General features: G+C 38.2%; 26 protein-coding genes. All 26 read right to left on the bottom strand.

Annotated elements, in window-relative coordinates; translation table 11 throughout:
- Window positions 1-7 precede the first annotated feature (7 nt).
- Complete coding sequence (gene ispG / locus BLS20_RS03935) at window positions 8-1,069, bottom strand: flavodoxin-dependent (E)-4-hydroxy-3-methylbut-2-enyl-diphosphate synthase (RefSeq protein WP_090172417.1); 1,062 nt, start codon at window positions 1,067-1,069, stop codon at window positions 8-10.
- 11 nt (window positions 1,070-1,080) lie between these two features.
- Window positions 1,081-2,136 (bottom strand): RIP metalloprotease RseP, encoded by a 1,056-nt coding sequence (rseP, locus tag BLS20_RS03940; RefSeq protein ID WP_341443183.1) that lies wholly within the window; start codon window positions 2,134-2,136, stop codon window positions 1,081-1,083.
- Between the two features lie 4 nt (window positions 2,137-2,140).
- Entirely contained in the window at window positions 2,141-3,277 is a 1,137-nt protein-coding gene (locus tag BLS20_RS03945) for a 1-deoxy-D-xylulose-5-phosphate reductoisomerase (protein ID WP_090172419.1), read from the bottom strand.
- Between the two features lie 21 nt (window positions 3,278-3,298).
- A complete protein-coding gene (locus tag BLS20_RS03950; protein WP_090172421.1) occupies window positions 3,299-4,099 on the bottom strand; it encodes a phosphatidate cytidylyltransferase in 801 nt (266 codons plus the stop codon).
- 12 nt (window positions 4,100-4,111) lie between these two features.
- Window positions 4,112-4,831 carry an isoprenyl transferase gene (locus BLS20_RS03955; RefSeq protein ID WP_090172424.1) on the bottom strand — a complete coding sequence of 240 codons (720 nt, stop codon included), beginning with the start codon at window positions 4,829-4,831 and terminating at the stop codon, window positions 4,112-4,114.
- An 84-nt stretch (window positions 4,832-4,915) separates the two neighbouring features.
- Window positions 4,916-5,470: a ribosome recycling factor gene (frr, locus tag BLS20_RS03960; protein WP_090172426.1), complete on the bottom strand. Its 555-nt coding sequence runs from the start codon at window positions 5,468-5,470 to the stop codon at window positions 4,916-4,918.
- Window positions 5,471-5,480: 10 nt separating this feature from the next.
- Window positions 5,481-6,176: a UMP kinase gene (pyrH, locus tag BLS20_RS03965; protein ID WP_090172430.1), complete on the bottom strand. Its 696-nt coding sequence runs from the start codon at window positions 6,174-6,176 to the stop codon at window positions 5,481-5,483.
- A 1-nt stretch (window position 6,177) separates the two neighbouring features.
- Entirely contained in the window at window positions 6,178-7,200 is a 1,023-nt protein-coding gene (locus BLS20_RS03970) for a polymer-forming cytoskeletal protein (RefSeq protein WP_090172432.1), read from the bottom strand.
- 50 nt (window positions 7,201-7,250) lie between these two features.
- Window positions 7,251-8,183 carry a polysaccharide deacetylase family protein gene (locus BLS20_RS03975; protein ID WP_090172436.1) on the bottom strand — a complete coding sequence of 311 codons (933 nt, stop codon included), beginning with the start codon at window positions 8,181-8,183 and terminating at the stop codon, window positions 7,251-7,253.
- A 74-nt stretch (window positions 8,184-8,257) separates the two neighbouring features.
- Window positions 8,258-9,244, bottom strand: coding sequence for a GTP 3',8-cyclase MoaA (moaA, locus tag BLS20_RS03980; RefSeq protein WP_090172439.1), 987 nt, complete (start codon window positions 9,242-9,244; stop codon window positions 8,258-8,260).
- A gap of 154 nt (window positions 9,245-9,398) precedes the next feature.
- Window positions 9,399-10,625, bottom strand: coding sequence for a molybdopterin molybdotransferase MoeA (locus BLS20_RS03985; protein ID WP_090172441.1), 1,227 nt, complete (start codon window positions 10,623-10,625; stop codon window positions 9,399-9,401).
- 16 nt (window positions 10,626-10,641) lie between these two features.
- A complete protein-coding gene (locus BLS20_RS03990) occupies window positions 10,642-12,810 on the bottom strand; it encodes an EAL domain-containing protein (RefSeq protein ID WP_090172443.1) in 2,169 nt (722 codons plus the stop codon).
- Window positions 12,811-12,916: 106 nt separating this feature from the next.
- Window positions 12,917-13,945, bottom strand: a complete 1,029-nt coding sequence (locus BLS20_RS03995) for a 3-deoxy-7-phosphoheptulonate synthase (protein WP_341443187.1) — start codon at window positions 13,943-13,945, stop codon at window positions 12,917-12,919.
- Between the two features lie 111 nt (window positions 13,946-14,056).
- Window positions 14,057-14,992, bottom strand: coding sequence for a translation elongation factor Ts (tsf, locus tag BLS20_RS04000; protein WP_090172447.1), 936 nt, complete (start codon window positions 14,990-14,992; stop codon window positions 14,057-14,059).
- Between the two features lie 27 nt (window positions 14,993-15,019).
- Window positions 15,020-15,748 carry a 30S ribosomal protein S2 gene (gene rpsB / locus BLS20_RS04005; protein ID WP_090172621.1) on the bottom strand — a complete coding sequence of 243 codons (729 nt, stop codon included), beginning with the start codon at window positions 15,746-15,748 and terminating at the stop codon, window positions 15,020-15,022.
- Between the two features lie 159 nt (window positions 15,749-15,907).
- The gene (locus BLS20_RS04010) at window positions 15,908-16,495 is read right to left on the bottom strand and encodes an MltG/YceG/YrrL family protein (protein ID WP_090172449.1); all 588 of its coding nucleotides are present in this window, start codon (window positions 16,493-16,495) and stop codon (window positions 15,908-15,910) included.
- A 16-nt stretch (window positions 16,496-16,511) separates the two neighbouring features.
- Window positions 16,512-17,204 (bottom strand): DUF6115 domain-containing protein, encoded by a 693-nt coding sequence (locus tag BLS20_RS04015; RefSeq protein ID WP_090172451.1) that lies wholly within the window; start codon window positions 17,202-17,204, stop codon window positions 16,512-16,514.
- Between the two features lie 10 nt (window positions 17,205-17,214).
- Window positions 17,215-17,541: a hypothetical protein gene (locus BLS20_RS04020; RefSeq protein WP_090172453.1), complete on the bottom strand. Its 327-nt coding sequence runs from the start codon at window positions 17,539-17,541 to the stop codon at window positions 17,215-17,217.
- An 82-nt stretch (window positions 17,542-17,623) separates the two neighbouring features.
- Window positions 17,624-19,000, bottom strand: a complete 1,377-nt coding sequence (locus BLS20_RS04025; protein ID WP_090172456.1) for a DUF342 domain-containing protein — start codon at window positions 18,998-19,000, stop codon at window positions 17,624-17,626.
- A gap of 18 nt (window positions 19,001-19,018) precedes the next feature.
- Window positions 19,019-19,783 carry a FliA/WhiG family RNA polymerase sigma factor gene (locus tag BLS20_RS04030; RefSeq protein ID WP_090172458.1) on the bottom strand — a complete coding sequence of 255 codons (765 nt, stop codon included), beginning with the start codon at window positions 19,781-19,783 and terminating at the stop codon, window positions 19,019-19,021.
- Between the two features lie 22 nt (window positions 19,784-19,805).
- Window positions 19,806-20,150: a hypothetical protein gene (locus BLS20_RS04035; protein ID WP_090172460.1), complete on the bottom strand. Its 345-nt coding sequence runs from the start codon at window positions 20,148-20,150 to the stop codon at window positions 19,806-19,808.
- A gap of 11 nt (window positions 20,151-20,161) precedes the next feature.
- Window positions 20,162-20,647 (bottom strand): chemotaxis protein CheD, encoded by a 486-nt coding sequence (locus BLS20_RS04040; RefSeq protein WP_090172463.1) that lies wholly within the window; start codon window positions 20,645-20,647, stop codon window positions 20,162-20,164.
- Between the two features lie 29 nt (window positions 20,648-20,676).
- On the bottom strand, window positions 20,677-21,297 hold the full coding sequence (locus BLS20_RS04045) for a chemotaxis protein CheC (RefSeq protein WP_090172465.1): 621 nt from the start codon (window positions 21,295-21,297) through the stop codon (window positions 20,677-20,679).
- Between the two features lie 112 nt (window positions 21,298-21,409).
- Window positions 21,410-21,874 (bottom strand): chemotaxis protein CheW, encoded by a 465-nt coding sequence (locus tag BLS20_RS04050; protein WP_090172466.1) that lies wholly within the window; start codon window positions 21,872-21,874, stop codon window positions 21,410-21,412.
- Window positions 21,875-21,888: 14 nt separating this feature from the next.
- Window positions 21,889-23,988 (bottom strand): chemotaxis protein CheA, encoded by a 2,100-nt coding sequence (locus BLS20_RS04055; protein WP_090172468.1) that lies wholly within the window; start codon window positions 23,986-23,988, stop codon window positions 21,889-21,891.
- Window position 23,989: 1 nt separating this feature from the next.
- Entirely contained in the window at window positions 23,990-25,063 is a 1,074-nt protein-coding gene (gene cheB, locus BLS20_RS04060; protein WP_090172470.1) for a chemotaxis-specific protein-glutamate methyltransferase CheB, read from the bottom strand.
- Window position 25,064: the final 1 nt, after the last annotated feature.

Here is a 25,064-nt window from a genome sequence, read left to right on the forward strand (position 1 = left end):
CCCACATTTATTTCATCTTAGTAATTCGATCAAGTTCTTCTTGAACAGCACTTAAAAGTTCTTGTTCCGGTACTTTACGAAGCACTTCACCATGGCGAAATACAATTCCTTCACCGATTCCACCGGCGACCCCAAGATCCGCCTCTTTCGCCTCTCCCGGACCATTTACCACGCATCCCATCACTGCAACTTTTATATCGGCTGAATAGTTTTCACACAATCTTTCCACCTGATTTGCCAAAGAAATCAAGTCAATCCTTGTACGTCCACAGGTCGGACAAGAAACCACTTCCACACCGCCTTTTCTAAGACCTAATGTCTTCAAAATCATCTTTGCGGAGCGAATCTCTTCGACCGGATCTCCGGTAAGTGAGACTCTTATCGTATCTCCAATTCCTTGACCCAAAATCAATCCAAGTCCTACCGCCGATTTTATATTTCCTGCATATACCGTACCAGCTTCAGTGATTCCAACATGAAGAGGATATATCGTCTTATCGGCAATCAACTTATGCGCCTGTACGCACATCATAACATCCGATGACTTAATACTGATAACAATCTGATCATAGCCAAGATCTTCCACAATCTTCACTTTATCAAGCGCACTTTCAACAAGTCCCTCCGCAGTCACACCATGATATTTTTCAATCAAATGCTTTTCCAAAGAACCACTATTTACCCCAACACGAATCGGAACCTGGTACTCCTTTGCCATATCAACAACCGCTTTAATACGTTCTTTAGAACCTATATTTCCCGGATTTATCCGTATTTTATCCGCCCCGTTTTCCATTGCTTTTAAGGCAAGCTTATAATCAAAGTGAATATCTGCAACCAGCGGAATATGAATCTGTTTCTTAATCTCTTTTAAAGCCTCAGCTGCTTCCTCATCATATGCCGCGCATCTGACAATCTCACATCCAGCCTTTTCAAGTTCTAGAATCTGTTCAACAGTCGCTTGAACATCTGAGGTTTTCGTATTTGTCATAGACTGTATCAGAATCGGATTGTCGCCTCCAATCATCCGATCTTTAATTCGAATCACTTTACTTTTTCTGCGCTCCATAAAACGCCTCCTTAGCCAAGACTTTCAAACAATTTCCTAATATCATTAAACATTACCACGACAATAAATACGATTAAGATCATAAAGCCGATAAAATGAACAATTCCTTCTTTATTCGGATCAATCTTCTTTCGTCTTATTGCTTCAATTATGATAAAAAGAATTCTCCCGCCATCCAAAGCCGGTAATGGAAGAAGATTAATAACACCTAAATTAGCCGCCAGCAACACGGAAATATTAAGCAAACTAAGCACTGCATAATAATAACCACTACTTGTAACTGTAGATTCATAAGTATCTCCAATCGTTTGTATGATACCGACCGGTCCGGACATATCATTCATACTAGCTTCTCCCGTTACAAGCATAAACAAACTATGCAACGTATACGAAATCCAATATTTCACTTCATGTATACTGTACCGAATTGTCTTAAATGGTCCAACTTTTTCATAAGCACTACTACCATAAAACCCAATCATATACCGACCTGATTCTTCATCTAATACCGGAACAATTGTTGTTTCATGGCTTTCTCCTTCTCGCTCATAAGTAACCACAATCTCCTCTCCGGAATGCTTCAGGGTATATAATGAAATATCACGAAATGTATATATTCTGGTATTATTCAGCTTGGTAATGACATCTCCGCTTTCAATCCCAGCCTGCTCGGCCGGATACCCCTCCATAACCGAGCTGATGACCGGTTGATCAACACCGATACAACCTATAATGATCACGGAGAATAGAAAAGCCATTATAAAATTAAATGCCGGACCGGCAAAAATCACACTAAATCTTGCAAGCGCCGACTTGGAATTAAACGATCGCCGATCATCGCTTTCACCGTCTTCCCCTTCCATCATACACGCTCCGCCAAATGGCAATAATTTAAGTGAATATTTAGTTTCACCCTTTTTAATTCCGAAAATTGTAGGTCCAAGTCCCAAAGAAAATTCATTTACCCGGATACCGTTTAGCTTAGCAAATGTAAAATGTCCAAGTTCATGAAATATAATAATAATGCTAAAAATAATAATTGCTATAATAATCTTAATAATTGTCACTTAATTACCTCAACAATTCTCGAACCATAGATTCCGTCTGCAAAATCTGTTCTACCGTGGGATCTTGCATATAAGTAATCTCGCTTATCGCTTTTTGTATCATTTCTGTAATTTGAAGATAGGATATTTCTTTTTTCAAAAATTTTGCAACTGCCACTTCATTGGCTGCATTAAATACCGTTGGAACATTTCCCCCTTTTTTCAGTGCCTCAAAAGCCATCTTAAGTCCCGAAAAAACTTCTAAATCAGGTGCTTCAAATGTCAATTCTTTCAATCTAAAAAAATCCACCCGTTCACCTGATAACGGTCTCCTTGCAGGATAGTACAATGCATATTGGATTGGCAAACGCATATCTGCAGTTCCAAGCTGCGCAATCACTGCACCATCTTCATACTCAACCATAGAATGAATCACACTTTGCGGATGAACAACAACATTGATTTTATCTGCGTCTACACCGAATAACCAATGCGCCTCCATCACTTCAAGCCCTTTATTAACCAAAGTGGACGAATCAATTGTAACTTTTTTCCCCATCACCCAATTTGGATGATTAAGTGCATCTTCAAGTTGTATCGTTTTCAATTCATCACGAGACTTTCCTCGAAACGGGCCGCCCGAAGCTGTAAGATGTATTTTCGCAATGTGATTATGTCTTTCTCCATTTAACGACTGAAAGATTGCACTATGTTCTGAATCTACCGGAAGAATTTTTACGCCTAATTTAGCAGCAAGAGGCATGATAATATGTCCTGCACATACAAGCGTCTCTTTATTAGCTAACGCAATATCCTTTCCTGCTTTGATTGCTTCAATCGTTGGCAAAATGCCAAGCATTCCTACAATCGCTGTCACGAGAATTTCCGTCTTTTCAAAAGTTGCAACCTCAATCAAGCCTTCCATTCCATAGGTTATACGTACATTTGGCATATCCTTTATTGCATTTTTAAGTTCTTTAGCCGATTCTTCTTTCCATACAGCAACTAATTTCGGATGAAATTTTCGAATCTGCTTTTCCAATAATTTAATATTACGTCCAGCTGCAATTGCCGTAACTTCAATATCTTGTTGTTCTTCCACAATCTGTAAAGTCTGAGTCCCTATTGATCCTGTAGAACCCAAAATCGCTATTTTTCTCATGAAATATTCGCTCCTTATACTCTAAAGAAGATATGCACATAAATAAAATACAATTGGTGCCGTTATAATAACGCTATCAAAACGGTCTAAAATTCCTCCATGTCCCGGAATCAGTTTGCCATAGTCTTTAATATCATAAAAACGCTTAATTGCGGAAGCCGCCAAATCACCAACCATGGAAATCAATCCACCGATTGCACAAATAATCGGCAAAATCATGATCTGGTTCATTTCCATCTGAAGTGCCCCATTAAACACCAAGCCAAAAATCACTGCTAAAACAGCTGCTCCAACCACACCACCAACAGCACCTTCGACTGACTTTTTAGGACTTAAAACAGGAGCCATCTTATGTTTTCCAAAAAGCATACCAACACAATATGCACAAGTATCACATCCCCACGAACAGATAAATATAAGCCATACAAGATATTTACCATCCGCAAGCATCCTTGTTTCATAAACACAAGATAGCATCATAGCTACGTAAAAAATCGCAAAAAATGCAGCAAGTAGTTGTTTTGCATGTACTTTTGGATAAGAAAACACAAACACAAACAACATGACTATCAAAGAAATCAAAAACAAAAATTTAACATCCGGCAAAAAATTCCATTTTAAATTTAAGTAATATACAATAGTTGTAGCATATCCTACATAAGCCAGCGGTTTCTTCTCAAAGTGAAATACTCTATAGAGCTCATACATTCCAATTACAGAAATTGCTCCTATTACAAAAAGTAAAAGATCGCCTCCTCTAATCAGAAACAGAAGCAATAAAACGATCATAATTGCTCCACTGATTGCTCTTGTTTTAAACATCTTAACATCCTCCTATGATTTTAAAGCATTTTCATCGACACCACCAAAACGTCGTTCTCTAGCACCATATGAATCCAATGCTTTTTTTAACTCATCCGTATGAAATTCAGGCCATGGTACATCCGTAAAATACAGCTCTGCATATGCAAGCTGCCATAGTAAATAATTCGAAATTCTTTGTTCTCCGCTTGTTCTAATCAACAAATCCGGATCCGGAATATCTTTTGTATCGAGCACGGACGAAAACGCTTCTTCTGTAATCTCATCTACTGTCATTTCACCATTTTGTACACTCTTGGCCAATTTTTTTATTCCGCGAAGCATTTCATCACGACTGCCATAATTAAGCGCAATCTGAAGATTCAGTCCTGCAAAATCTTTTGAGATATCTTCCACTTTGTCTATCAGTTTTTGGATATCCTCACTCATACCGGCTCTGTCTCCAATAATACGCATACGCATATTATGTTTTACGCAAAGTTTTTGACATTTTTTCAAATAGGTACGAAAAAGATTCATTAATGCATCTACTTCGCTATCCGGTCGTTTCCAATTCTCTGTTGAAAAAGCATATACAGTGAGATATTTTACACCCAAATCCCATGCTGATTCAACTACTTCCTCTAAAGTTTTTGCGCCTTGTACATGACCATAATTTCTTGGCATGCCTTTGCTCTTAGCCCATCGTCCATTACCATCTAAGATAATTGCTACATGTTCCGGTACACTCATACTTTTCCTCCACATGGAAAGAAAAGTGTGCTTTTCACAACCAAAAGCACACTTTTCTGTTTCATTTTTTCTTTCAAGTCAATCTTAAACTGTAAGAATCTCTTTTGATTTTGACTCTACAGCTTCATCAATTTTCTTAATATAACTATCTGTAAGCTTTTGAATCTCATCTTCAAGTTCTGCAACTTCATCCTCAGAAATCTCTGATGATTTTCCAAGCTTTTTCATCGCATCATTTGCATCACGTCTAATATTGCGCACTGCAACCTTGGCATTTTCGCCGTATTTTTTTACTTCTTTTGCCAGCTCTTTACGACGCTCTTCTGTAAGTTCCGGAAATACAAGTCTTATCATCTTACCATCATTTGTTGGATTGATTCCAAGATCAGATGTCATGATAGCCTTTTCAATCTCTTTTACCATGTTCGACTCCCATGGCTGAATCTGTATCATTCGCGCTTCCGGAACAGAAACATTCGCTACCTGCTGAATCGGACTTGGTGTTCCATAATAGTCCACCATAATATTATCTAATACATGCGGATTCGCTCTACCTGCACGTATAGAACCATATTCATTTAACAAATTGCTTAAAGATTTTCCCATCTTTGATTCATATTGTTCTAATCTACTGTCCATATCTGCCTCCTTATACCGTAACAACGGTACCATTAAATCTACCAGTAATTGCCTTCACAATACTATCTTCTTCCTGTAATGCAAATACATACATCGGCATCTTATTTTCCATACTCATAATAGATGCTGTAAGATCCATAACCGCAAGCTGTTTTTCAATCACTTCATCAATCGAAATTGCATCATATCTTTTTGCATTCGGATTCACCTTAGGATCACTATCATAAACTCCATCAACAGCTTTTGCCAAAAGAATCACTTCTGCTTCAATTTCGATAGCCCGAAGAACAGTGGCTGTATCGGTTGAAAAATAAGGATGACCGGTTCCTCCTGCAAAAAATACTACTTTATGTAAACGAAAAGCTTCTTTCACAGCGTCTTTGGAAAACAACTGTGTAAACGCTCCGCATGCAAATGGTGTCATTACCGAAGTATCCATGCCTTCCGAACGAAAGATTTCAGAAGTATAAATACAATTCATAACAGTTGCAAGCATCCCAATCTGGTCTGCCTTTGTACGATCGATATTTTCCGAACTTCTACCTCGCCAGAAATTACCGCCGCCAATCACGATTGCAACTTCTATATTTTGATCAACCAACTGCTTTACCTGTTTTGCAACCGAAATTACAGTATTCTCATCAAATCCGGTCTTTTTATCGCCAGCTAACGCTTCACCGCTTAATTTCAGTAAAACTCTTTTCATATTAGTTTTCTCCAAACAGGCTATCCATATCAATATCAGCGTAAACCTGTGAACAGAAACCATCAATTACTGCACCATTATTAATCTGTACAGAACGTGATTTAATGTTTCCTTTAATAACAGCAGATGTATCAACCACTACCGGTCCTTGAACATCGATGTCTCCCTTAATTGCACCTGCAACTACAGCAGAAGTTGCTGTAATATTTCCAACGATGACAGATCCTAAGCCAACTTTAACCGTTCCTGTAGAATTAATCTCTCCTGTAATCTTAGCAGAATCAGCAAAGAATTCAGAAGAATCAGAATTTCCTTCAATTTTTCCTGTAACAACAAGTTTGCCACGGCACTTCACATTACCTGTAACATTTCCGCGAATTTCAATTGAACCAGCTGTTTCAACATCACCGCGAATAATCATGCCTTGTGTGATCACCGCTTCTTCATCGGAAATCTCACCTTCAAGATCTACTTGTTCTTCTTTGCCTTCCGTCTCAACTGCTGTTTCTTCTTTCATCTCTTCTGTTACATCTTTTTCCATTGAATCCATTTCTTTCTCCTCCGTTACTGATTCATTTTCATTTATTGCTGCCATCTGCTCTGATACATTATCTAATACATCCTCTTGAGCATCCGGCTCACTGGCCATACTAACTACGTTTTCAGTAGCATCTGGCTCTGTTGCACTATCTGTTTCGTTTTCCTCCTCATCAGACATTTTTTCAGCTTCAACCTGATCAGCAGCAGACTCATCTTGTTTGTCTTTTGCTTCCTGGTAAGCCGCAACATCCTCCTGAGGTGCTGCAAATGTCTTAGCAGAAGACTCTTGCATCTCCTGCTCATCAACTTCTTCAAGAAAATCATCTAATTTAGCAAGTTCTGATTCGACATCAACATCCTTTTCCAAGGTGTTGATTTCAATATCTTCTTGATCTTGCGCCATTTCCTCCGCCGGTTCTTCACCCGGCATCAACTCTTTCGCCGCTTGCGCAAAATCTTCTTTAAACTCTTTAAAAAAGCTCATTTGTATTTATTCCTCCTAATTCTATTATCTATCCTGTGTGATACAGTTATTTATTCAACACTCTTGTAATAAATATGTTGAACTAAATCGGTATCCTCATCAATCGGCAGGATTTGGGCATCAGATGCCTGTAATTCTTCAATCAATGACGGTAATGCATCTACTGTGGTGCTCTTGTTGTTGGAATCATGCAACAACACAATTGATGTTGAATAATTCGGAACATCTCCCATAACATTGGTAATAATATCTTCCGTTGAATAAGCTTCACTGGTTGCATCTCCGCTGCTGACATTCCAATCAAAATAAGTCACACCTTGTTCATTCAGATAAGATATAAAAGTTGTCATACTTGTATTACTTACCTGATTAGAACTTCCTCCCGGAAACCTGTAATATACCGGCTTTACGCCTGTGACTTCTTCAAGATAATTCTGTATCTTGGTAAAATCTGCTTTAAAATCATCAAGCGAATTATAAATCTCGCTGTATTTATGTGAATAAGAATGCATACCTAAAGTATGACCTTCATCTACAATTCTCTTATATAATTTCTTAGATTCACTATCTGTCTTACCGGTTACAAAAAATGTCGCTTTCACATCATACTCCGCCAAAACATCAAGAATCTCTGCCGTATTATCACTTGGGCCATCATCAAAAGTAAGATAGACTTTCATATTCTCTACCTGATCCTCGGTCTCCATACCTTTACTCACGGATGCCGAATCATCTCCTGACGAATCTGTCTTATAGTTAATCTCTCCAGTTGTAATAAGTTGTTCTAAAACGGTAAGGTTATTCTCCATATCACTGATACGTGTTTTTAAAGAATATACCCGAATCCCAAGAAATACACATAATATGATAGAAACAATTATCCAGATGAAAATCGTAAGTAGCATTCCAATCTTAATACGATTGATTCTCTTCCTTCGGTCGCGATTCTTTTTGAGATTAGAATCCGTAATATTGCTAGCCATAGTGTTCTCCCATATTTTTAATCACAACCTATTGTATCATATATTTATATAAAATACATAATAAAAAAGAGTAATTATCCTCCAATTTGCGACATATCTTTTTTCTCTTCCGCCTTTTTATCAACCTCAAGGAATTGGTGTTCTTTTGATTTAACTCGCAGTGCCTGGGCGATAAGCTCTTCGATCACCTCATCCGAAGCATTATTTCTTAAAGCCTCTCTCAAATCCACTCCTGTTTCATATTGCAGACAAGTCTTCAAAAAGCCTGTCGAGGTCATACGAATACGATTACATCCACTACAGAATTTATGACTCATAGCACTAATAAAGCCTATTTTTCCAACAAAACCCGGTATCTCATAGTAAACACAAGGACCATTGCCAAGTTTCTTTTCATAGGAACGCACATTTGGATACTTTTCTTTAATGATATTTAATACATCCTCCTGGGAAACAAACTCAAACTGCGCCCCCACACCAATCGGCATCATCTCGATAAATCGAACATGCAATGGTCGATCCTTTGCCAATTCGGCCATTTGTAATAAGTCCTGCCCTTCTATCCCTAATGGCACGCAATTAATTTTAAACATAATATCCGGATAACGCTCAGGCAAATCCAGTGTTTTCACGACTTTTTCAAAATTATCGCTTGAAGCAGGCGAACGACTCAAATCATTAAACAAATCACGATTAAGTGAATCAAGGCTTATATTTATCGCATCAATTCCTGCAGCTGCCAAATCTTCCATTTTTTCATAAAGCAAAAGACCATTTGTTGTCATCGTAACTCGTTCAATACCATCAATTGCCTTTAAGCTTGCAATCATCCCCTCTACGCCTCTTCTTACAAGTGGCTCTCCTCCAGTAACCTTAATTTTCTTAAGACCATTACGAGCCATTATTTCACAAACCCGAATCGCCTCTTCGTAAGTAAGTATTTCATCCATATCTACGAGATGTGCCCCATCTGCCGGCATACAATATTTACACCTAAAATTACAACGATCTGTAATTGACAATCGCAGATAATCTATATTTCTCCCATATAAGTCTTTCATGTTTTTACCATCCTACATTCTTATCATATTATCGAACCCAAATTCTCCCCGCAAAATACCCAATCTTTTACTTTATCCTATCTCCGACTGAGTATAGTTTGTCACAGCCCCCACCTACGATAACGCTTAGAGGTGGGGGATTTCTCCGACTGAGTTAAATAAAATCTCCGATATAATATGCATGAACCATACTTCCGGCTTTTACCCCTTCCATGGAAGGTGCAAGTTCTCCAATTATATTGCACCCCTGCAAAGGATGAAGCATTCCATTTCCGGAATGTCCTGAAAGCCAAATCATCGCCTTTCCCTCTTGAATGCTTAATTTTCCGGGTACCATCCTTCCATTCGGACTTTTTTTCTTAAAGTCACTTTCCAATACTCCATCTATTTCCGGAAGCATATACTGGGTATATCCACTCATCTTTCTTACCGCCGGAAGGCAAGTAAGAATCATCGAAATAGCTGCTGATGCCGGATTCCCGGACAAAGAAAACACCGGTATATTCTTATATACGCAAGCCAAGAACGCTCCGCCAGGTTTTAAACGCATCTTCCAAAACAAAATATCTGCTCCTAGCTGTGTCATCACGGTCTTTAAATGATCATAATCGCCAACTGAAACGCCACCTGTGGTCATAATCACATCTGCATCCAAAGAAGCCGTTCTAACAGCTTCGCTAATTGCTTCTACCGTATCTTCTACATTCGGACATATTGTCACCTCTGCACCCGACATACTAAGATAAGAAGCCAGCGTATAAACACTACTGTTACGTATCTTTCCCGGTGCTAATGGCGCATCAATTTCAATTAATTCACTTCCGGTACTAATGAGCTTAATACGCACTTTCTTATATACCTTCAATTTGCTTTTTCCAAGTCCCGCAAGTATCCCTCTTACCGGCGCCGTAATCTTGCTTCCTTTTTCTAAAACAAGCTGTCCCTCTTTGAGATCTTCTCCCACAGGAACAATATTATCACCGCTTTTACCCGGCTTGAAAAAAGTTACATTTTCATCGGTAAATTCCGTATCTTCAAACTTCACCACAAGATCAGCGCCATCCGGAATCGGTGCTCCTGTAAGTATCTTAATCGCAGTTCCTTCTTTAAGAGGCTGCGTAGCAACCTTTCCTGCCGGAACCTCCTCCAAAATCGGAAGTGTAACCGGATGTTCTTTAGATGCATTCTTAATATCTGCAGCTTTTAAAACATATCCATCAAGTGGTGACCGCGAAAACGGAGGAATGTTTTCCTGTGCAAAAACATCCTCCGCAAGAATTCTGCCTGTTGCTTCAAGAAGGTCTATCGTCTCCGTTCCCATAACAGAAACCGCATCAAGCATCATGCTTCTACCTTCTGTCATTTCAACCCTTTCCTTCATTTTATCTTATTCTCCTTCAATCTTTATAAAAATCCTTATTCACATATGAAATCATTTTTCTAAAGCGCTGCTCCGCTATCGCATTACTTACACGCTTTCTTACAACTAATGCATTAAATGGCTTGGTAATATAATCTGAAGCCCCCATCTTAAGTGCCTTAATTTCATTCGATTCTCCGGGTTGCGATACGATAATAATTGGAATCTGCTTACGATTAGGATCAAGCTTCAAAAGACGCATCGTTTCATACCCATCCATAAGCGGCATTAATAAATCAAGTAAAATTACATCTACCCGATGTGATGAATCCGAAAGATAATCCAATGCTTCTTGTCCATTGGAACATTCCACAATCTTGAATGTGTCTTGAAAAATATTCGACAACATAATCCGGTTGATCTTCATATCGTCAACAATCATCATCACTTCACCTTCTTGCACTCCGGTGATCCTGATTCCCTGTTTTGATAAATCATCTTCTATTTCTACCTTTGTTACCTGCGCATGCTCCATCATAGCATAATATTCATCTCGCGGCATTGGCTTGGCAAAATAATATCCCTGCGCATAATCACAATTAAGATTTCTAAGGTATTCAAGCTGAGACTTTGTTTCGACTCCTTCTGCAACAACCGAAATATTCATCCACTTCGCAAGTGATATAATAAAACTCAAAATACTAGAATTTTGACTGTATGCATTTAAAGAATTTTGCAAAAATCTCATATCCAGTTTCAATACATCAATCGGCAATTCTGAAAGCATATTCAAAGAGGAATATCCACTCCCAAAATCATCCATTTCTATCACAAATCCAAGCTGTTTAAGCTTGGTAATTACGCCAATCAATTGCTGTGAATTTTCCGTATAAGATGTTTCCGTAATTTCCAAGTGAATATCCGATATGTCAAGTTGATAACTTTCGACAATTTTAGATAAAACCTGCGGAAGACTTTCGTTATAAATATCACGTCTTGAAACATTTACAGAAATTGGAACATAGGGCAGATGATTTCGTTTTTGATTTGCAATAAAATCACAAGTTTGTCGCATTACATACAAATCAAGTTCTGATATAAAACCATTCCGTTCAAAAATAGGAACAAACTGTCCCGGTGGAATGATTCCTTTTTCCGGATGTATCCATCGAACCAGTGCTTCTGCACCTGCATGTTTCTCATCTTTGATACTAAACTTTGGTTGAAAGAACACCTGAAACTGTCCTGTTTCAAGTGCTGTTTTCATCTCTCCTTCAATTTCCTGTTCAAGAAGTAAACGTTGTCTAATCGCATCATCATAGTAAGAAATATTGACATTATAATTCCCTTTAATTTCCTGCGCTGCAAGCATGGCTCTGTCACAGATTTGCGATATCGTCAGCATTGTATTATTGCATTGATAAACACCTAGTTTGGCATAAATACGGAACTTAAGCGGATAAGCCATTAAAGATGCCGTAATCTCATCTGCTATATCATGCTCAAGTTTTTCCGTCTTTTCTCTTCCGGACTCATGACAAGGAAGCAACAAAGCGAAATGATCTCCGCCAATCCTTCCTACAATTCCATGATACCTACGCGCGCATTCGCGAATAACATTTGCAAAATATTGCAAGAGTTTATCGCCTTCCTCAACACCAAAAGAATCATTAATCAATTTAAAATTCTCGATGTCTGCAACCAACATATCATAGCTTTGACCTTCTGACAGCAGTAATTGTTCATTCACCAACTGATAAAAATAATCCTTACTAAAGACTCCTGTCAAAAAATCCTCTTTGACAACGCTAAACATATTGGTCGTATTCTTATAGCGAATCAAATTTTGCAATTTATAAGTTAAAACGTCCGGTGAAAATGGTTTTGTAATAAAATCAACAGCACCAAGCTTTAATGCTTTGACTTCATTTTCATAACTGGTCTGTGTTGTAATTACAATTACCGGTATCTTGGAATAGACAGAGGAAAGCTGCATTCGTTTGAGCACCTCAAATCCGTCAACTTTAGGCATAATAATATCCAAAATCATAACAGAAATTTCAGAAGCATTATTCTCTAAAATCTCAATTGCCTGTTTTCCATCCTCGGCAAATAACAGCATATAATCTTGTTCTAACACATCACTAAGCATAACTCGATTGATTTTCTGGTCATCTACAATCAAAATCGTATCTTTATATGCCATTATTTCACCCCCCTGACAAGTATAATATCAAAGCTTTTTTTATGTCATAATTATACTATGAGAGGCCAGCTTATGCAAGGTAATCACCCTTGCTATACTCTTCGCATTACCACTGTTCTGCCAGTTCATAAATAAGCTTTTTCGTTTTCTCCCATCCGAGACAAGGATCTGTGATTGACTTGCCATATACCCCATCTTCAACAGATTGATTGCCATCAACAATATAACTTTCAATCATTAATCCTTTTACAAGTTTTCTAATTTCGGCCGATTGTTTACAACTGCTTATTACATCTTTACTAATACGAATCTGCTGTTCATATTTCTTACCGGAATTTGCATGATTTACATCAACAATTACTGCCGGATTTTGGTATTCTTTTTGCGCATACAAGCCTACAAGTTCTTGAAGATCCTCATAATGATAGTTCGGTCTACTCTTTCCTTCATTATCCACATACCCTCTCAAGATTGCATGCGTGTACGGATTTCCTTTTGTTTCCACTTCCCAACCTCGATAAATAAAGGTATGACCATGTTGTGCAGCAGTAATGGAATTCATCATAACCGTAAGTCCACCTTCTGTTGGATTTTTCATTCCCACCGGAATACCTAACCCGCTTGCTGTCAATCGATGAATCTGGTCTTCTACCGATCTTGCTCCAACCGCAACATAAGATAACAAGTCGGACAAATACCTGTGATTTTCCGGATATAACATTTCATCTGCACAAGTAAATCCTATTTCTTCTGCAGCACGAGTATGTAACGAACGAATAGCTAATATTCCTTTTAGCATGTCCTCTTTTTTGGACGGATCCGGCTGATGAAGCATTCCCTTATAACCAACACCGATTGTTCTTGGCTTATTCGTATAAATACGCGGAATCATAAATATCTTATCTTCCACTTGTTCTTGTACTTTTTTTAATCTTCCAAGATAATCCAATACCGCATCTTCATGATCCGCCGAACAAGGACCTATTACCAAAATCAATTTATCTGATTTTCCAGTGAAAATATCTCTAATCTCACGATCTCTTTCTTCTTTTAGTTTTGCTACTTTCTCGCTTACCGGAAATTGTTTTTTTATTTCCTGTGGAACCGGAAGCTTTCGTTTAAACTCCATATCCATATCCATGATTATGAACCCCCTTAAAAATATTTTTTTGAGAAAAAACCCTTTAAACAACGTTTCATCACGGTTTAAAGGGTTTTTATATAATCTTTATCTGTAATAAAAATATTACATATTCATCTGAGCAGCTACTTCTGCAGCAAAGTCTTCTTCTTTCTTTTCAATTCCTTCACCGGTCTCAAAACGAACGAACTTCTCTACCTTAACGTCTGCACCAACTTCTTTAGATACCTGCTCCAAATATTTGCCGACAGTCTGCTTTCCATCTTCTGCCTTTACGTAAACCTGATCAACAAGACAGATTTCTTTCATTTCTTTGTTAATACGTCCTTTAATCATTCCCTCAATAACTTTTTCAGGTTTCTGGGATTCTTTAGGATCATTCTTAATCTGTGCAAGAAGAATTTCTTCCTCATGCTTGATATATTCTTCGCTAATCTCGCTTCTGTCTACAAACTTAGGATTCATAGCTGCAATCTGCATTGCAACATTTGTAAGAGCTTCTTTTACCGTATCATTAACGGTTGCTGTCTGTGCTACTACGAGTACACCAATTCTTCCACCGCCGTGAACGTATGAAACAACGCAACCATTGTCAGCGGTTACTTTTTCAAATCGACGAATCGTAAGGTTTTCACCAATTGTTGCAACCTTTTCTACAAGCTCTTCCTTAACTGTCTTAGAAGTATCTTCATTCCATGCTTCTGCCATGAATGCATCAAGGTCAGCTGCATCTGAATTAACCGCCTGTACAGCAACAGCTTTAACAAAGTTCTGGAATTTCTCGTTTTTTGCAACGAAATCAGTCTCTGAATTAACTTCAACAACAGCTGCTGTCTGATCATCTTTCAGCTCAACAGCACAAAGACCTTCAGCCGCTACACGACCTGATTTCTTTTCAGCCTTTGCCTGACCATTTTTTCTAAGGAACTCAACTGCAGCATCCATATCGCCGTCAGTTTCTGTTAATGCCTTTTTACAGTCCATCATACCTGCGCCAGTAAGTTCACGCAGTTCTTTTACCATAGATGCACTAATTGCCATCTTCTATTTCCTCCTAATATTTCAATCTTATTCTTCTGTAGCTTCCTGTGCTTCTTCAGCTACTTCAACTTCTGTACCCTGATTTGCTTCGATTACTGCATCTGCCATCTTAGAAACGATAAGTTTTACTGCACGGATTGCATCATCGTTACCCGGAATCACATAATCAAGTTCTTCAGGATTGCAGTTTGTATCTACAATACCAATCAACGGAATACCAAGTGTATGTGCTTCCTGAATACAAATTCTTTCCTTCTTAGGATCTACTACAAAAATTGCATCCGGAATTTCTTTCATATCTTTAATTCCGCCAAGATTCTTTTCAAGCTTAGCCTGTTCTTTCTTTAATTCAATAACTTCTTTCTTAGGAAGAACTTCAAATGTTCCATCTTCTTCCATCTGTTCAATATTCTTAAGTCTCTTAATACGGCTCTGGATTGTTCTAAAGTTAGTAAGCATTCCTCCAAGCCATCTTTCATTTACATAATACATTCCGCAACGCTCTGCTTCTGTCTTAATCGCATTCTGAGCCTGCTTCTTTGTTCCGACAAAAAGAATCTTGCCACCTTCTGCAGCAATATCAAATACTGCCTTGTAAGCTTCATCTACTTTACCTACAGATTTCTGAAGGTCGATGATATAAATACCATTACGCTCTGTGTAGATGTAAGGAGCCATCTTAGGGTTCCATCTTCTTGTCTGATGTCCAAAATGAACACCTGCTTCGAGTAACTGTTTCATTGAAATTACGCTCATTGTTTTTCCTCCAATTGGTTTTCCTTCCATATGCTTTTCAATCTGCCAAACCATATCCGGCACCAAACAGATCATATACATATGTGATTAATAGTTACGGCCCTCTAAAAAAGACCTATGATATAGTATCACAGGTCTAAGTGCATTTGCAAGAGCTTTTTACTTATTTGTAAGCAGTTTTGCTATCTTTTTATAACTTGCTCCGGTCGGCAATTCAAAACTTCCGGTCCTTAACACATTGGCGTATCCATTTGAGACCAGATAATCATTAAATGCATATGCATCATCTACAATTCCTTTTTCATATAACAACTGTGCTATCGTATCCGAACTAGCTCCGCTATTAATCGTCACCTTAACAGTTTTAGACTTTTTTGTTTCATTCGTGTTAGATGATGTTTCCTCTGATGTTGATTCATCAGACTTTGTTTCCTCCTCATCTGTTGACTCACTCTTAGATTCCTCCTCTAAAGTCGAGTCCGTATCTGACGTTGATTCTTTTGTTGTATCCGATGTGCTTGTAGAGTCCGAAGCCTCATTTGTAGAGGTATCACTTGTGTCGCCTTCTGTGGTCTGATCTGCTACAACTCCGCTATCTTCTGCTTCTACCATTCCAAGCTGCTTAGCACGTTCTATTACTTCTTCATCTGTCATATCGCTACCATGAACATGAAAGGCTATCATCATAATTATAACCGTTATGATAATACCAATTCCTAGTCCTCGAAGGTAATATTTAAGTTTCATTTATTATTACTCCTACCTATCTTTGTATGTTAATCTGATGAAGATCAATGACAAACTTCACTTCTCCCTGACCAATTCCTAGTTGGCGTGCAATCTGTGTCACATCCATTCCATCTTTATACAGCCTCAATATTTCCTCATTATGATTACTCTTTTGCTCTTCCAAATCCTCATTTTCACAAGCTTCTTCTTGCTCTAAGTTAGGCTCCTCTTCTTCTTTTGTATCCTTTTGTGATATTTCCTGGATCGTATTTTGTAATGTTGTGTCCACAGTCACTTTCATTACTTCAAGTTCTTTTTTCTCTGCCCTCAAGTCTTGAATCGATGTTTGCAATTCATTTGCAAAGTCTATCAATTCTGTATGTTTATCATTGAGCATGCTATATAAAAACATGACTTCTTCATGATTCGCATGAATCTTCTCCAGAACCGTTTCAGAGAATTCATCCACAGCCATAATCTTTTCATTCGTCAAATGGTCTAATTTCCCTTCCACATGTTCCACAGACTCTTCTACAAGAAGATCCACTTTATCGTCTACTTGAGTTTGTGCTTGATTCATCCCTCTTTCAACAATTTTTTTTATTTCTTCGTCACTGATTTCCGCAATCTTTTGAAGTTCTTTCGGCGAGAGTTTTTCCATTACAAAAAAACTCCCAATCATAAAAATCACCCCGATTACAATCATAACACTTTCAACTACAACCATATATGCCTCGCTAAATCTTCATATCAAAGGATTGTGCCTGACTTTTTAGCACAATTCTATCTTGCTTTTGTTCTTTTTTCTTTTTCTTATTATTTTCATTTTTTTTGTATGCGCCGTTACCTTTATCTTTCGCATCTTTCATCGAACCACTGTCCGCACTCGAACCGGCATCATCTTTTTCATTTACCTTATGAGGTCTTTCTTGCGCTTGTTGCTCAAACTGAGTCGATACATTTTGCTGTTGTACCATTCCTCGATTTTCTTCTTGTCTTTGAAAGTTTGTAACATCTTGAGAATTTTGAACCATCCCATTAAAATCAATTGGTCTAATAGACATTCTATCACCTCGATTTCTTTTTCATCATCATCTTAAAAATTCCCCGCCGATATTCTCAGCGGGGAATAATATCGCATATCTATTATAGTGGTTTTTTTATAATCTCGCCACCATCAGATACAAATTTTGTATGATCTTCTTTTGCTTTCAGCGATAAAGCTATATCTTTAATTGAAATTGTAGTTCCCGGATACACGGTTCCGGTAACGCTTACACCTGCAGTTGTCTGCTTTTTTAACAGCTCCTTTATAGTCTCTTCTTTTTTCTCCATATCAGCCAGTATTTTCTGTTGAAACTGCAGTTTTTGAAGACACTGTTTAAACTCCTTCGTCTGTTCTTCCGTTAGCTTAACACCTTTTTTTGTCTTCATCTTATAATTCGCAACAATCATTCCGACCGATTCGATACTTTCCTTAATCTCTATTTTACGACCTCTAATTTCATCATATTCTTTTTTCATCTTAGGGTCGAATCCAATTTCGATCAATGTTGTAGTACCCATTTCATTTCCAATGGTAACAGCACTAATACTTCCCGTAGTCTGTACTCTACCTCCAATCAAAAGCCCTTTTTTCCCTATAAGATTAATAAATTCCTTAGCATCTACCTGACTATGTAATATAGATTCGCTTTCTATTACACCTCCGGCTGACACCGTTGCGCTTTCTATAAACTTTGCACAGATATTTCCTTTTGTAATAATCTCACCGCGCCCCATTCCATGAACGCCCTGTTTGACAATTACATTACCACCGCAATGAATGACCGCATCTTCAACGACACCATCTACAATCACTTCGCCCTTTGCCTTAATGCAAAAACCACCTTTAACATTACCATGTACGTGAACACTTCCGACAAAGTCTATATTTCCCGTAGACAAATCAACATCTGCGGCAACCTCTAGCACTTCCGAAACAAAAACTTTATTTCCTACAATAGATGCATTCCCGGTTATTTCAGATATTAATTTCATTCCATCTTCTGAAACCTTAATATTCTTCCCATAAGAAAACACGGCCGGTTTTCCACTGACTGCCGGTATTACTTCGCCTACTACGTTCTTTCCGTCTTTTCCCGAAAGCGGTGCTGTCATTGTTGCTAACACAAATCCTGGTTGAACCGAATTAAGAAGATTCAAATCTTTATAGTCAACGCTACCATCCGCTTTCATCTTTGGGACAATTTCATGAGAAGTCGAAATATGGTACTGTATCTCACCATTTTTTCCTTGCTCCATTTCATCGCCAACGGCAAAGATATATTCTTCATCGTATTTTCGATCGGCTAAAAATCTTGCAATTGCATCATCTTTAATCCCGTATACAACACCATTTTCCGAAAGAACCTTTCTAATATCTTCTTCCGTCATTAAAGTTCCACCTTCATTTGGTTGAACAAATGTACATATAGCCAACATCTGATCCCCCGGAATGTAGACGTTCATAAACTCATCCATCACAGTCCCTCCAAAATATCAGTCCGTTAAAATATTAAAGTAAGGTCCCATCTTCTTTTTCATTTTAGCAAGAGCTTTCGTATGTAACTGTGAAACTCTCGACTCAGACACTTCTAACACTTTGCTGATTTCTTTCAGTGTCATATCTTCATAATAGTATAGTAATATTACTTTTTGTTCTTTTTCTGTTAAAGTTTTCATAGCATCCGCAAGAACTTGTTTTAGTTCTTCTTTTTCTATAACTTCTTCCGGTTGTTCAAAATGCGAATTGTTTCTTGCATCCATCACAGGTTCAGAACCTTGTTCTACATATTCGTTCAATGAAACAACATTCGTCACCTTAAGCTGTGATTGCCAGTTATTCAGTTCATCTTCACTGATTTCAAGATATTTAGCAATCATTTCATCCGTTGCAACAGAACCTGTCTTAGCTTCTACTTCACGTATTGCCTCGTCAATCTTTTTTTGTTTTGTTCTTACCGTTCTCGGAATCCAATCCATCTTGCGAATTTGATCCAGAATTGCTCCTCGTATCCGGAGCGATGCATATGTTTCAAATTTAACATCTTTATTTAAGTCAAATTTATCTATCGCATCAATCAGTCCAAAAATGCCATAACTAACCAAGTCGTCATATTCAACATTGTATCCAAGATACATACTAAGACGACCTGCTACAATTTTAACCAAAGATGCATATTCAATTATGATCTGTTCTCGTAAAGCTGCGCTCGGATTCTTTCGATAAGTATCCCACAACTTTTGCTTATCAACAGCCTTCATAAAATTCCCCTTATCCTAAATATTAGCCCCATTCATCATCGACCGATTCGGGATTTTGTTCCAACGCACCTGTTTGCTCTTCGGACTGCTCGCTTACATTTTGCTCTAAATCCGCTTCAGACGGGGCTATATCGCCGTCTTCCGTTGAGATTTCTTCCGTCTCTTCTTGTTCATCCGGTTCCAGAATGTTTTTGAAATTCTTATCTACAATGATTTTAATCACTCCGCCTAAAACCAAGAAGACAACAAGCGTAATCAAGAGTCTCTCCAGCATTATTTTCGAAGATACTCCCGTTAAGACAGATATTAAACTAGATGCAGCACCGCCTATCAACATAATAATAAGCGGAATCTGTTTTGTCTTCATTTAACAACCTCTTATATTTTTTTCACCGGTTTTCCAACCGCCTTGATATAATAATCACCGGTATCACAATGAAGCTCTACTGTTCGTCCATAATTAAGTCCACAATCTTCTGCCTTAATTCGGATACCAAGTGATTTTAACTTTGCTTTTACAGCCTGAACATTTCGTTCTCCGACATTACCAATTGCAGAACCTCCGCTCATTTCAAACATTTTGGCTCCACCGGCAATCTTCGCCACAAGTCGCGTCTTGCCAATTCCTTGCTTTTGCAATTCTGACAACAATAAATCGATACCTGTATCCGCAAATTTTGCTTTATTGGCATTATTCTTAATTTGTGTACTATCAGGAAGCAAAATATGAACCAATCCGCCAACTTTTTTTACCGGATCGTAAAGTGCTATCCCGATACACGAACCCAACCCTAACGTCGTTAGAATGTCCGGACTTTTTGCTACTGCCAAATCGGCAATTCCTATTTTATGTACAGTTGCCATTTTACATACCTTTACCTTTATTTCTTTGATTATACCTGAATTCCAAGTGCCGTAAGAATCTTCTCATAAGATTCCACATCCGGCATAAGAATAAAGTATCCATCAATCATAACATCATCACCGAATTTTGTCTCAATTAAAAGCGCATTATCGCCCATCTGACCAAACACAATAGCCGGTACACTTAACACTGCGGCCTCCATATCAATCGCCAATGCCGGAACCGAAGGTGCTATTGTAAGACCTGTCAGCCCTGATAACGCGGAAAGATAAGAGCCTCCTATAATATTACCGATTTCTTTTAATGCCGACATATCCATTTCATCAAAAGGTGCACTATATTCCGGATCACGCATCATCAATTTATTAACAAGATATTGTGCGGAAGGAAGACTTAAAATGAACATCATGCTACCCGAAATATCTTCCATAACTTCTAGATAAATACCGGCAACAACGTCTTCCTCAGGTCCAATTGCCGTTGGCAATTCCTGACACTCCATAAGTTTTACACTAGGCACGCTCATATCAACTTTAAATCCAAGCATGCTTGCAATTGCTGTAGTTGCATTTCCTGCTCCGATGTTTCCAATTTCTTTTAAAACATCAAGATACATACTATTAATATTATCAAATGTATTTTCTGCCATTATTGATTACCTCATATATTTTTTAACACAAAGGGACTGAGCATGTCACATCTCAGTCCCATAAACATTTCATCATGCGCAAAGATGGCCGAGAAAACTATATGTTCTTCGTTTAAACAGCTTCATTCTCTTCAATAATCTTATTGATATCGAACAAAGAAATCAGCTGATTGCCGTTCTTGCCAATGCCATTAATAAAGTTCGACTTTTGATCCTTTTTCGTATCCACATTACGATCAATCTCATCATCACCAAGCATCACGACTTCTTTTACTTCATCTACGACAATGCCAAGCTTAGCCGCTTCTTCAGCTTTTAAAATGATAATTCTCGAAAGATTTGTTTCTACATCATTCTCAAGTCCCATCTTTGTACGAATACTCATAACCGGCACAATCTCACCTCTAAGGTTGATGATTCCCTTAAAATAATGCTGTGCTTTTGGAACTCTGGTAATCGGCTGCATTCGAACAATATTATCAACATAACCAATATCGATTCCATATTGTTCTTCTCCAATATGTACTACAATATATTGTTTCTTTTCCACTTCTACAGTTTCCATTAAATCTGCCATGTTCAAAAGCCTCCTTACATCAATGTATTTACATCAAGAATCAATGCTACTTCACCATCACCAAGAATCGTTGCCCCGGAAATAATCTTATTTCCATTTATGTATTTTCCTAATGACTTAATAACAATTTCCTGCTGTCCCATCAGATCATCTACTACAAGACCAACCTGACGCTCACCTTTCTTGACAATTACAACAGTAAGGTTATCAGACTCATCATCTCTCGGTTCTATATCGAGCATCTGATTTAAGCGAATCAGTGGAATCACATCTCCACGAATATGAATTACTTCATCCGCCTGCACATATTTAATATCATCTTTGTTGATATATTCAATATTTGCAATAGATCCAAGTGCAATTGCATACTTTTCTTGTCCAACCACAACCATCAGTGCCTGAATAATCGCAAGTGTAAGTGGAAGTCTAACCGTGAACTTCGTTCCTTGTCCAAACACACTATGTGTTTCAACATCTCCGCCAAGAGCTTCAATATTGGACTTAACTACATCCAGACCAACGCCTCGACCTGAAATATCGGTAATTTCTTTTGCCATTGAAAAGCTTGGCATAAACAACAAATCGATAACCTCTTTATCTGATAAGGCTTCTGCCTGTTCTTCCGTATACATGCCTCTTTCGATTGCTTTATTACGTACTTTTTCAATATCAATACCATTACCATCATCACTGACTTCAATAATGACATTATTACCTTCCTGGAACGCATTTAATGTAATGGTTCCCGTTTCAGGCTTACCTCTTTCACGTCTTGTTTCCGCATTTTCCAAACCATGATCGGCTGAATTACGAAGCAAATGCTGAAGTGGATCCCCAATCTGGTCAACAACAGTACGATCAAGTTCGGTATCTTCACCGCTCATATGAAGTTCCATCTTCTTGTCAAGTTTCTTAGACAAATCTCGAATCATACGAGGGAATTTATTAACAACGCTTTCAATTGGAACCATTCGAACTTTCATAACAGATTCATGAAGATTCGTTGTGATTCTTTCAAGATATTCAATCTGTTCATGGAACATCTGTGATTCAAAAGAACCTTCTTCTGTTGCGGAAATCGAAACAAGTGAATTCTTAGCAATAATAAGCTCACTTACCTGATTCATCAAAGCATCGAGTTTTTCAATATCAACACGGATTGTTCTACTGGTAACCGGTTTTGCTGCCGTCTTCTTAGCCGGAGTCTTAGCCGGTGTTTCCTTCTTCTCTACCTTAGGAGCAGGTGATGATTCCTTCTTTTCTTCTACAACTGCAGGTGCAGTTTCTTCTTTATCTTCCTTAGGCATATCCTTAGGAACATCATCAAGTTCTGCCCATACAACATCCGAAATTTCTGAAACAGCCTTAATCGCGCTAATAACCGGTTCAATATCCTGACTTGTCACAAACAAAAAGCTAAAGTCATTTTCAAAATTTTCATCTTCAATATCCTGTGAGCTTGGAAGATAAGCCATAATCTGACCTGCTTCTTCTACTGCTTTAAATACAAGGAATGCTCTTGCAGCTTTTAACAAGCATTCTTCCTCAATATATACCGTAAATCCATAAAGTTTGAGGCCATCTTTTAGGTCGTTTTGAATAGATTCCGTTTCATTTTCATCTACACGGATATTCTTATAATGCGCTCTATCATCTTCATCAGATGCCTCTTGCTCATCCTGTGTTTCTTTTGCTTCTTCATCTGATTCTTCCGAAATCTCCTGTCCGGTACCGGAAGCTAAAACCCTGTTCAATTCCTTAATCAAGGCTTCATTATCATCTGTTCCTTCATCCGAAGTTGCTTTTACATTATCAAGGTATCCCTCAATCGCATCTAAGCACTCAAAAATCACGTCAATCAATTCGCTATTGACTTTCATGTTTCCGCTTCGGACTTCTTGAAATACATTTTCCATATCATGAGTCAAGTGTTGCATTCTCTTGAATCCCATGGTGCCCGCCATACCCTTAAGTGAGTGCGCCGCACGGAAAATCTCATTAATCATGTCCATGTTGTCAGGTTCATTTTCCAGCGTCATAACACTGTCGGAAAGATCCTGCAAATGTCCATTTGTCTCATCGATAAAAATCTCCAGATATTGACTAACATCCATCTTACCTTATCCCCACTTTCTTGTTAATTGAGGAAGCAACTTCTGTCAATGGAACAACTTCATCTACTAATCCGGTCTCTGCAATTGCCTTTGGCATTCCGTACACAACGCAAGTCTCTTCATTTTGAGAAATAATGTGAATTTTCTTTTTCTTTTTCAAAGAGACAATACCTTCTGTACCATCTGCCCCCATACCCGTTAATACAACACAGGTAATCTCGTCAAACTTGCTTTGTTTAAGCGACTCATACATCAGATTGGCATATGGTCTAAGACCTCCAACTGCCGGAGACTTATCTAAATGAATCTTATGTGATCCATCCGGACACGGAACCACTTCAAAATGAAATCCCCCCGGAGCCACAAGCAATTTGCCTTTCTCAAGTTTGTCGCCTTCTTTTGCCTCAGCCACTTCGATGTTACTGATTTCGTTTAATCGATCCGCCATAGACTTTGTAAATCCAGCCGGCATATGCTGCACCAATAAAAGCGGCGCATCAATATTTCCTGCAATGAATGGAATTACGCTTTGTAAAGCCTTAGGTCCTCCCGTCGAGCTTGCAATTGCAATGCACTTTTTCCCACCTCGGGATTTCGGAGCATTAATTGCAGCTTTTGGTACGGTTCCTTTCTTCGGCGGCGTCGGAGTCGGTGCAAAGAAATTCTTGCTATTGCCTGATTTTAATACCGCATTCACAATGTCAAGTAAACGCTTTTTAAAATCATCGCCCCTTGCTTTGCCGATATTGTCCGGCTTAGTTACAAAATCAATTGCCCCAAGTTCCATTGCTTTAATCGTAACATCTGCATCTTTAGTTGTAAGAGTGCTGACCATGATTACCGTAGCTTTGATTCGTTCCTTCTGCAGTTTTTCAAGAAGCTGAAGGCCATCCATACGCGGCATATTTACATCAAGCAAAACAGCATCGTATTTCTTATTTTTGATTGCTTCAAAAGCTTCCTGTCCATCTCTGCAAACATCTTTTGCTTCATAATCACTGTCTGTGTTGATTATATCACAGATTACCCTTCTCATAAGTGCAGAGTCATCAACAACTAAAAGATTTTTTTTCATA

Origin of the sequence: Eubacterium oxidoreducens (assembly GCF_900104415.1) — a bacterium.
Taxonomy (GTDB): Bacteria; Bacillota; Clostridia; order Lachnospirales; family Lachnospiraceae; genus Eubacterium_C; species Eubacterium_C oxidoreducens.

Excerpts from the sequence above, each read along its gene's own strand:
- frr (WP_090172426.1), bottom strand. The coding sequence starts at position 5,470 with ATGGACAGTAGATTAGAACAATATGAATCAAAGATGGGAAAATCTTTA.
- BLS20_RS04025 (WP_090172456.1), bottom strand. The coding sequence starts at position 19,000 with ATGGATGAGTTTATGAACGTCTACATTCCGGGGGATCAGATGTTGGCT.
- moaA (WP_090172439.1), bottom strand. The coding sequence starts at position 9,244 with ATGAAAGACTTATATGGGAGAAATATAGATTATCTGCGATTGTCAATT.
- tsf (WP_090172447.1), bottom strand. The coding sequence starts at position 14,992 with ATGGCAATTAGTGCATCTATGGTAAAAGAACTGCGTGAACTTACTGGC.
- BLS20_RS03975 (WP_090172436.1), bottom strand. The coding sequence starts at position 8,183 with ATGGCTAGCAATATTACGGATTCTAATCTCAAAAAGAATCGCGACCGA.
- BLS20_RS04055 (WP_090172468.1), bottom strand. The coding sequence starts at position 23,988 with ATGGATGTTAGTCAATATCTGGAGATTTTTATCGATGAGACAAATGGA.
- BLS20_RS04040 (WP_090172463.1), bottom strand. The coding sequence starts at position 20,647 with ATGGCAACTGTACATAAAATAGGAATTGCCGATTTGGCAGTAGCAAAA.
- BLS20_RS04050 (WP_090172466.1), bottom strand. The coding sequence starts at position 21,874 with ATGGCAGATTTAATGGAAACTGTAGAAGTGGAAAAGAAACAATATATT.
- cheB (WP_090172470.1), bottom strand. The coding sequence starts at position 25,063 with ATGAAAAAAAATCTTTTAGTTGTTGATGACTCTGCACTTATGAGAAGG.
- BLS20_RS04015 (WP_090172451.1), bottom strand. The coding sequence starts at position 17,204 with ATGGTTGTAGTTGAAAGTGTTATGATTGTAATCGGGGTGATTTTTATG.
- BLS20_RS04045 (WP_090172465.1), bottom strand. The coding sequence starts at position 21,297 with ATGGCAGAAAATACATTTGATAATATTAATAGTATGTATCTTGATGTT.
- ispG (WP_090172417.1), bottom strand. The coding sequence starts at position 1,069 with ATGGAGCGCAGAAAAAGTAAAGTGATTCGAATTAAAGATCGGATGATT.
- BLS20_RS03945 (WP_090172419.1), bottom strand. The coding sequence starts at position 3,277 with ATGAGAAAAATAGCGATTTTGGGTTCTACAGGATCAATAGGGACTCAG.
- pyrH (WP_090172430.1), bottom strand. The coding sequence starts at position 6,176 with ATGAAAAGAGTTTTACTGAAATTAAGCGGTGAAGCGTTAGCTGGCGAT.
- BLS20_RS03950 (WP_090172421.1), bottom strand. The coding sequence starts at position 4,099 with ATGTTTAAAACAAGAGCAATCAGTGGAGCAATTATGATCGTTTTATTG.
- BLS20_RS03990 (WP_090172443.1), bottom strand. The coding sequence starts at position 12,810 with ATGGCATATAAAGATACGATTTTGATTGTAGATGACCAGAAAATCAAT.
- BLS20_RS04010 (WP_090172449.1), bottom strand. The coding sequence starts at position 16,495 with ATGAAACTTAAATATTACCTTCGAGGACTAGGAATTGGTATTATCATA.
- BLS20_RS03955 (WP_090172424.1), bottom strand. The coding sequence starts at position 4,831 with ATGAGTGTACCGGAACATGTAGCAATTATCTTAGATGGTAATGGACGA.
- BLS20_RS03985 (WP_090172441.1), bottom strand. The coding sequence starts at position 10,625 with ATGAAGGAAAGGGTTGAAATGACAGAAGGTAGAAGCATGATGCTTGAT.
- BLS20_RS04030 (WP_090172458.1), bottom strand. The coding sequence starts at position 19,783 with ATGAAGGCTGTTGATAAGCAAAAGTTGTGGGATACTTATCGAAAGAAT.
- BLS20_RS04020 (WP_090172453.1), bottom strand. The coding sequence starts at position 17,541 with ATGTCTATTAGACCAATTGATTTTAATGGGATGGTTCAAAATTCTCAA.
- BLS20_RS03970 (WP_090172432.1), bottom strand. The coding sequence starts at position 7,200 with ATGAGCTTTTTTAAAGAGTTTAAAGAAGATTTTGCGCAAGCGGCGAAA.
- rpsB (WP_090172621.1), bottom strand. The coding sequence starts at position 15,748 with ATGAGCGTAATTTCAATGAAACAGTTACTCGAAGCAGGTGTTCATTTT.
- BLS20_RS04035 (WP_090172460.1), bottom strand. The coding sequence starts at position 20,150 with ATGAAGACAAAACAGATTCCGCTTATTATTATGTTGATAGGCGGTGCT.
- BLS20_RS03995 (WP_341443187.1), bottom strand. The coding sequence starts at position 13,945 with ATGGATATGGAGTTTAAACGAAAGCTTCCGGTTCCACAGGAAATAAAA.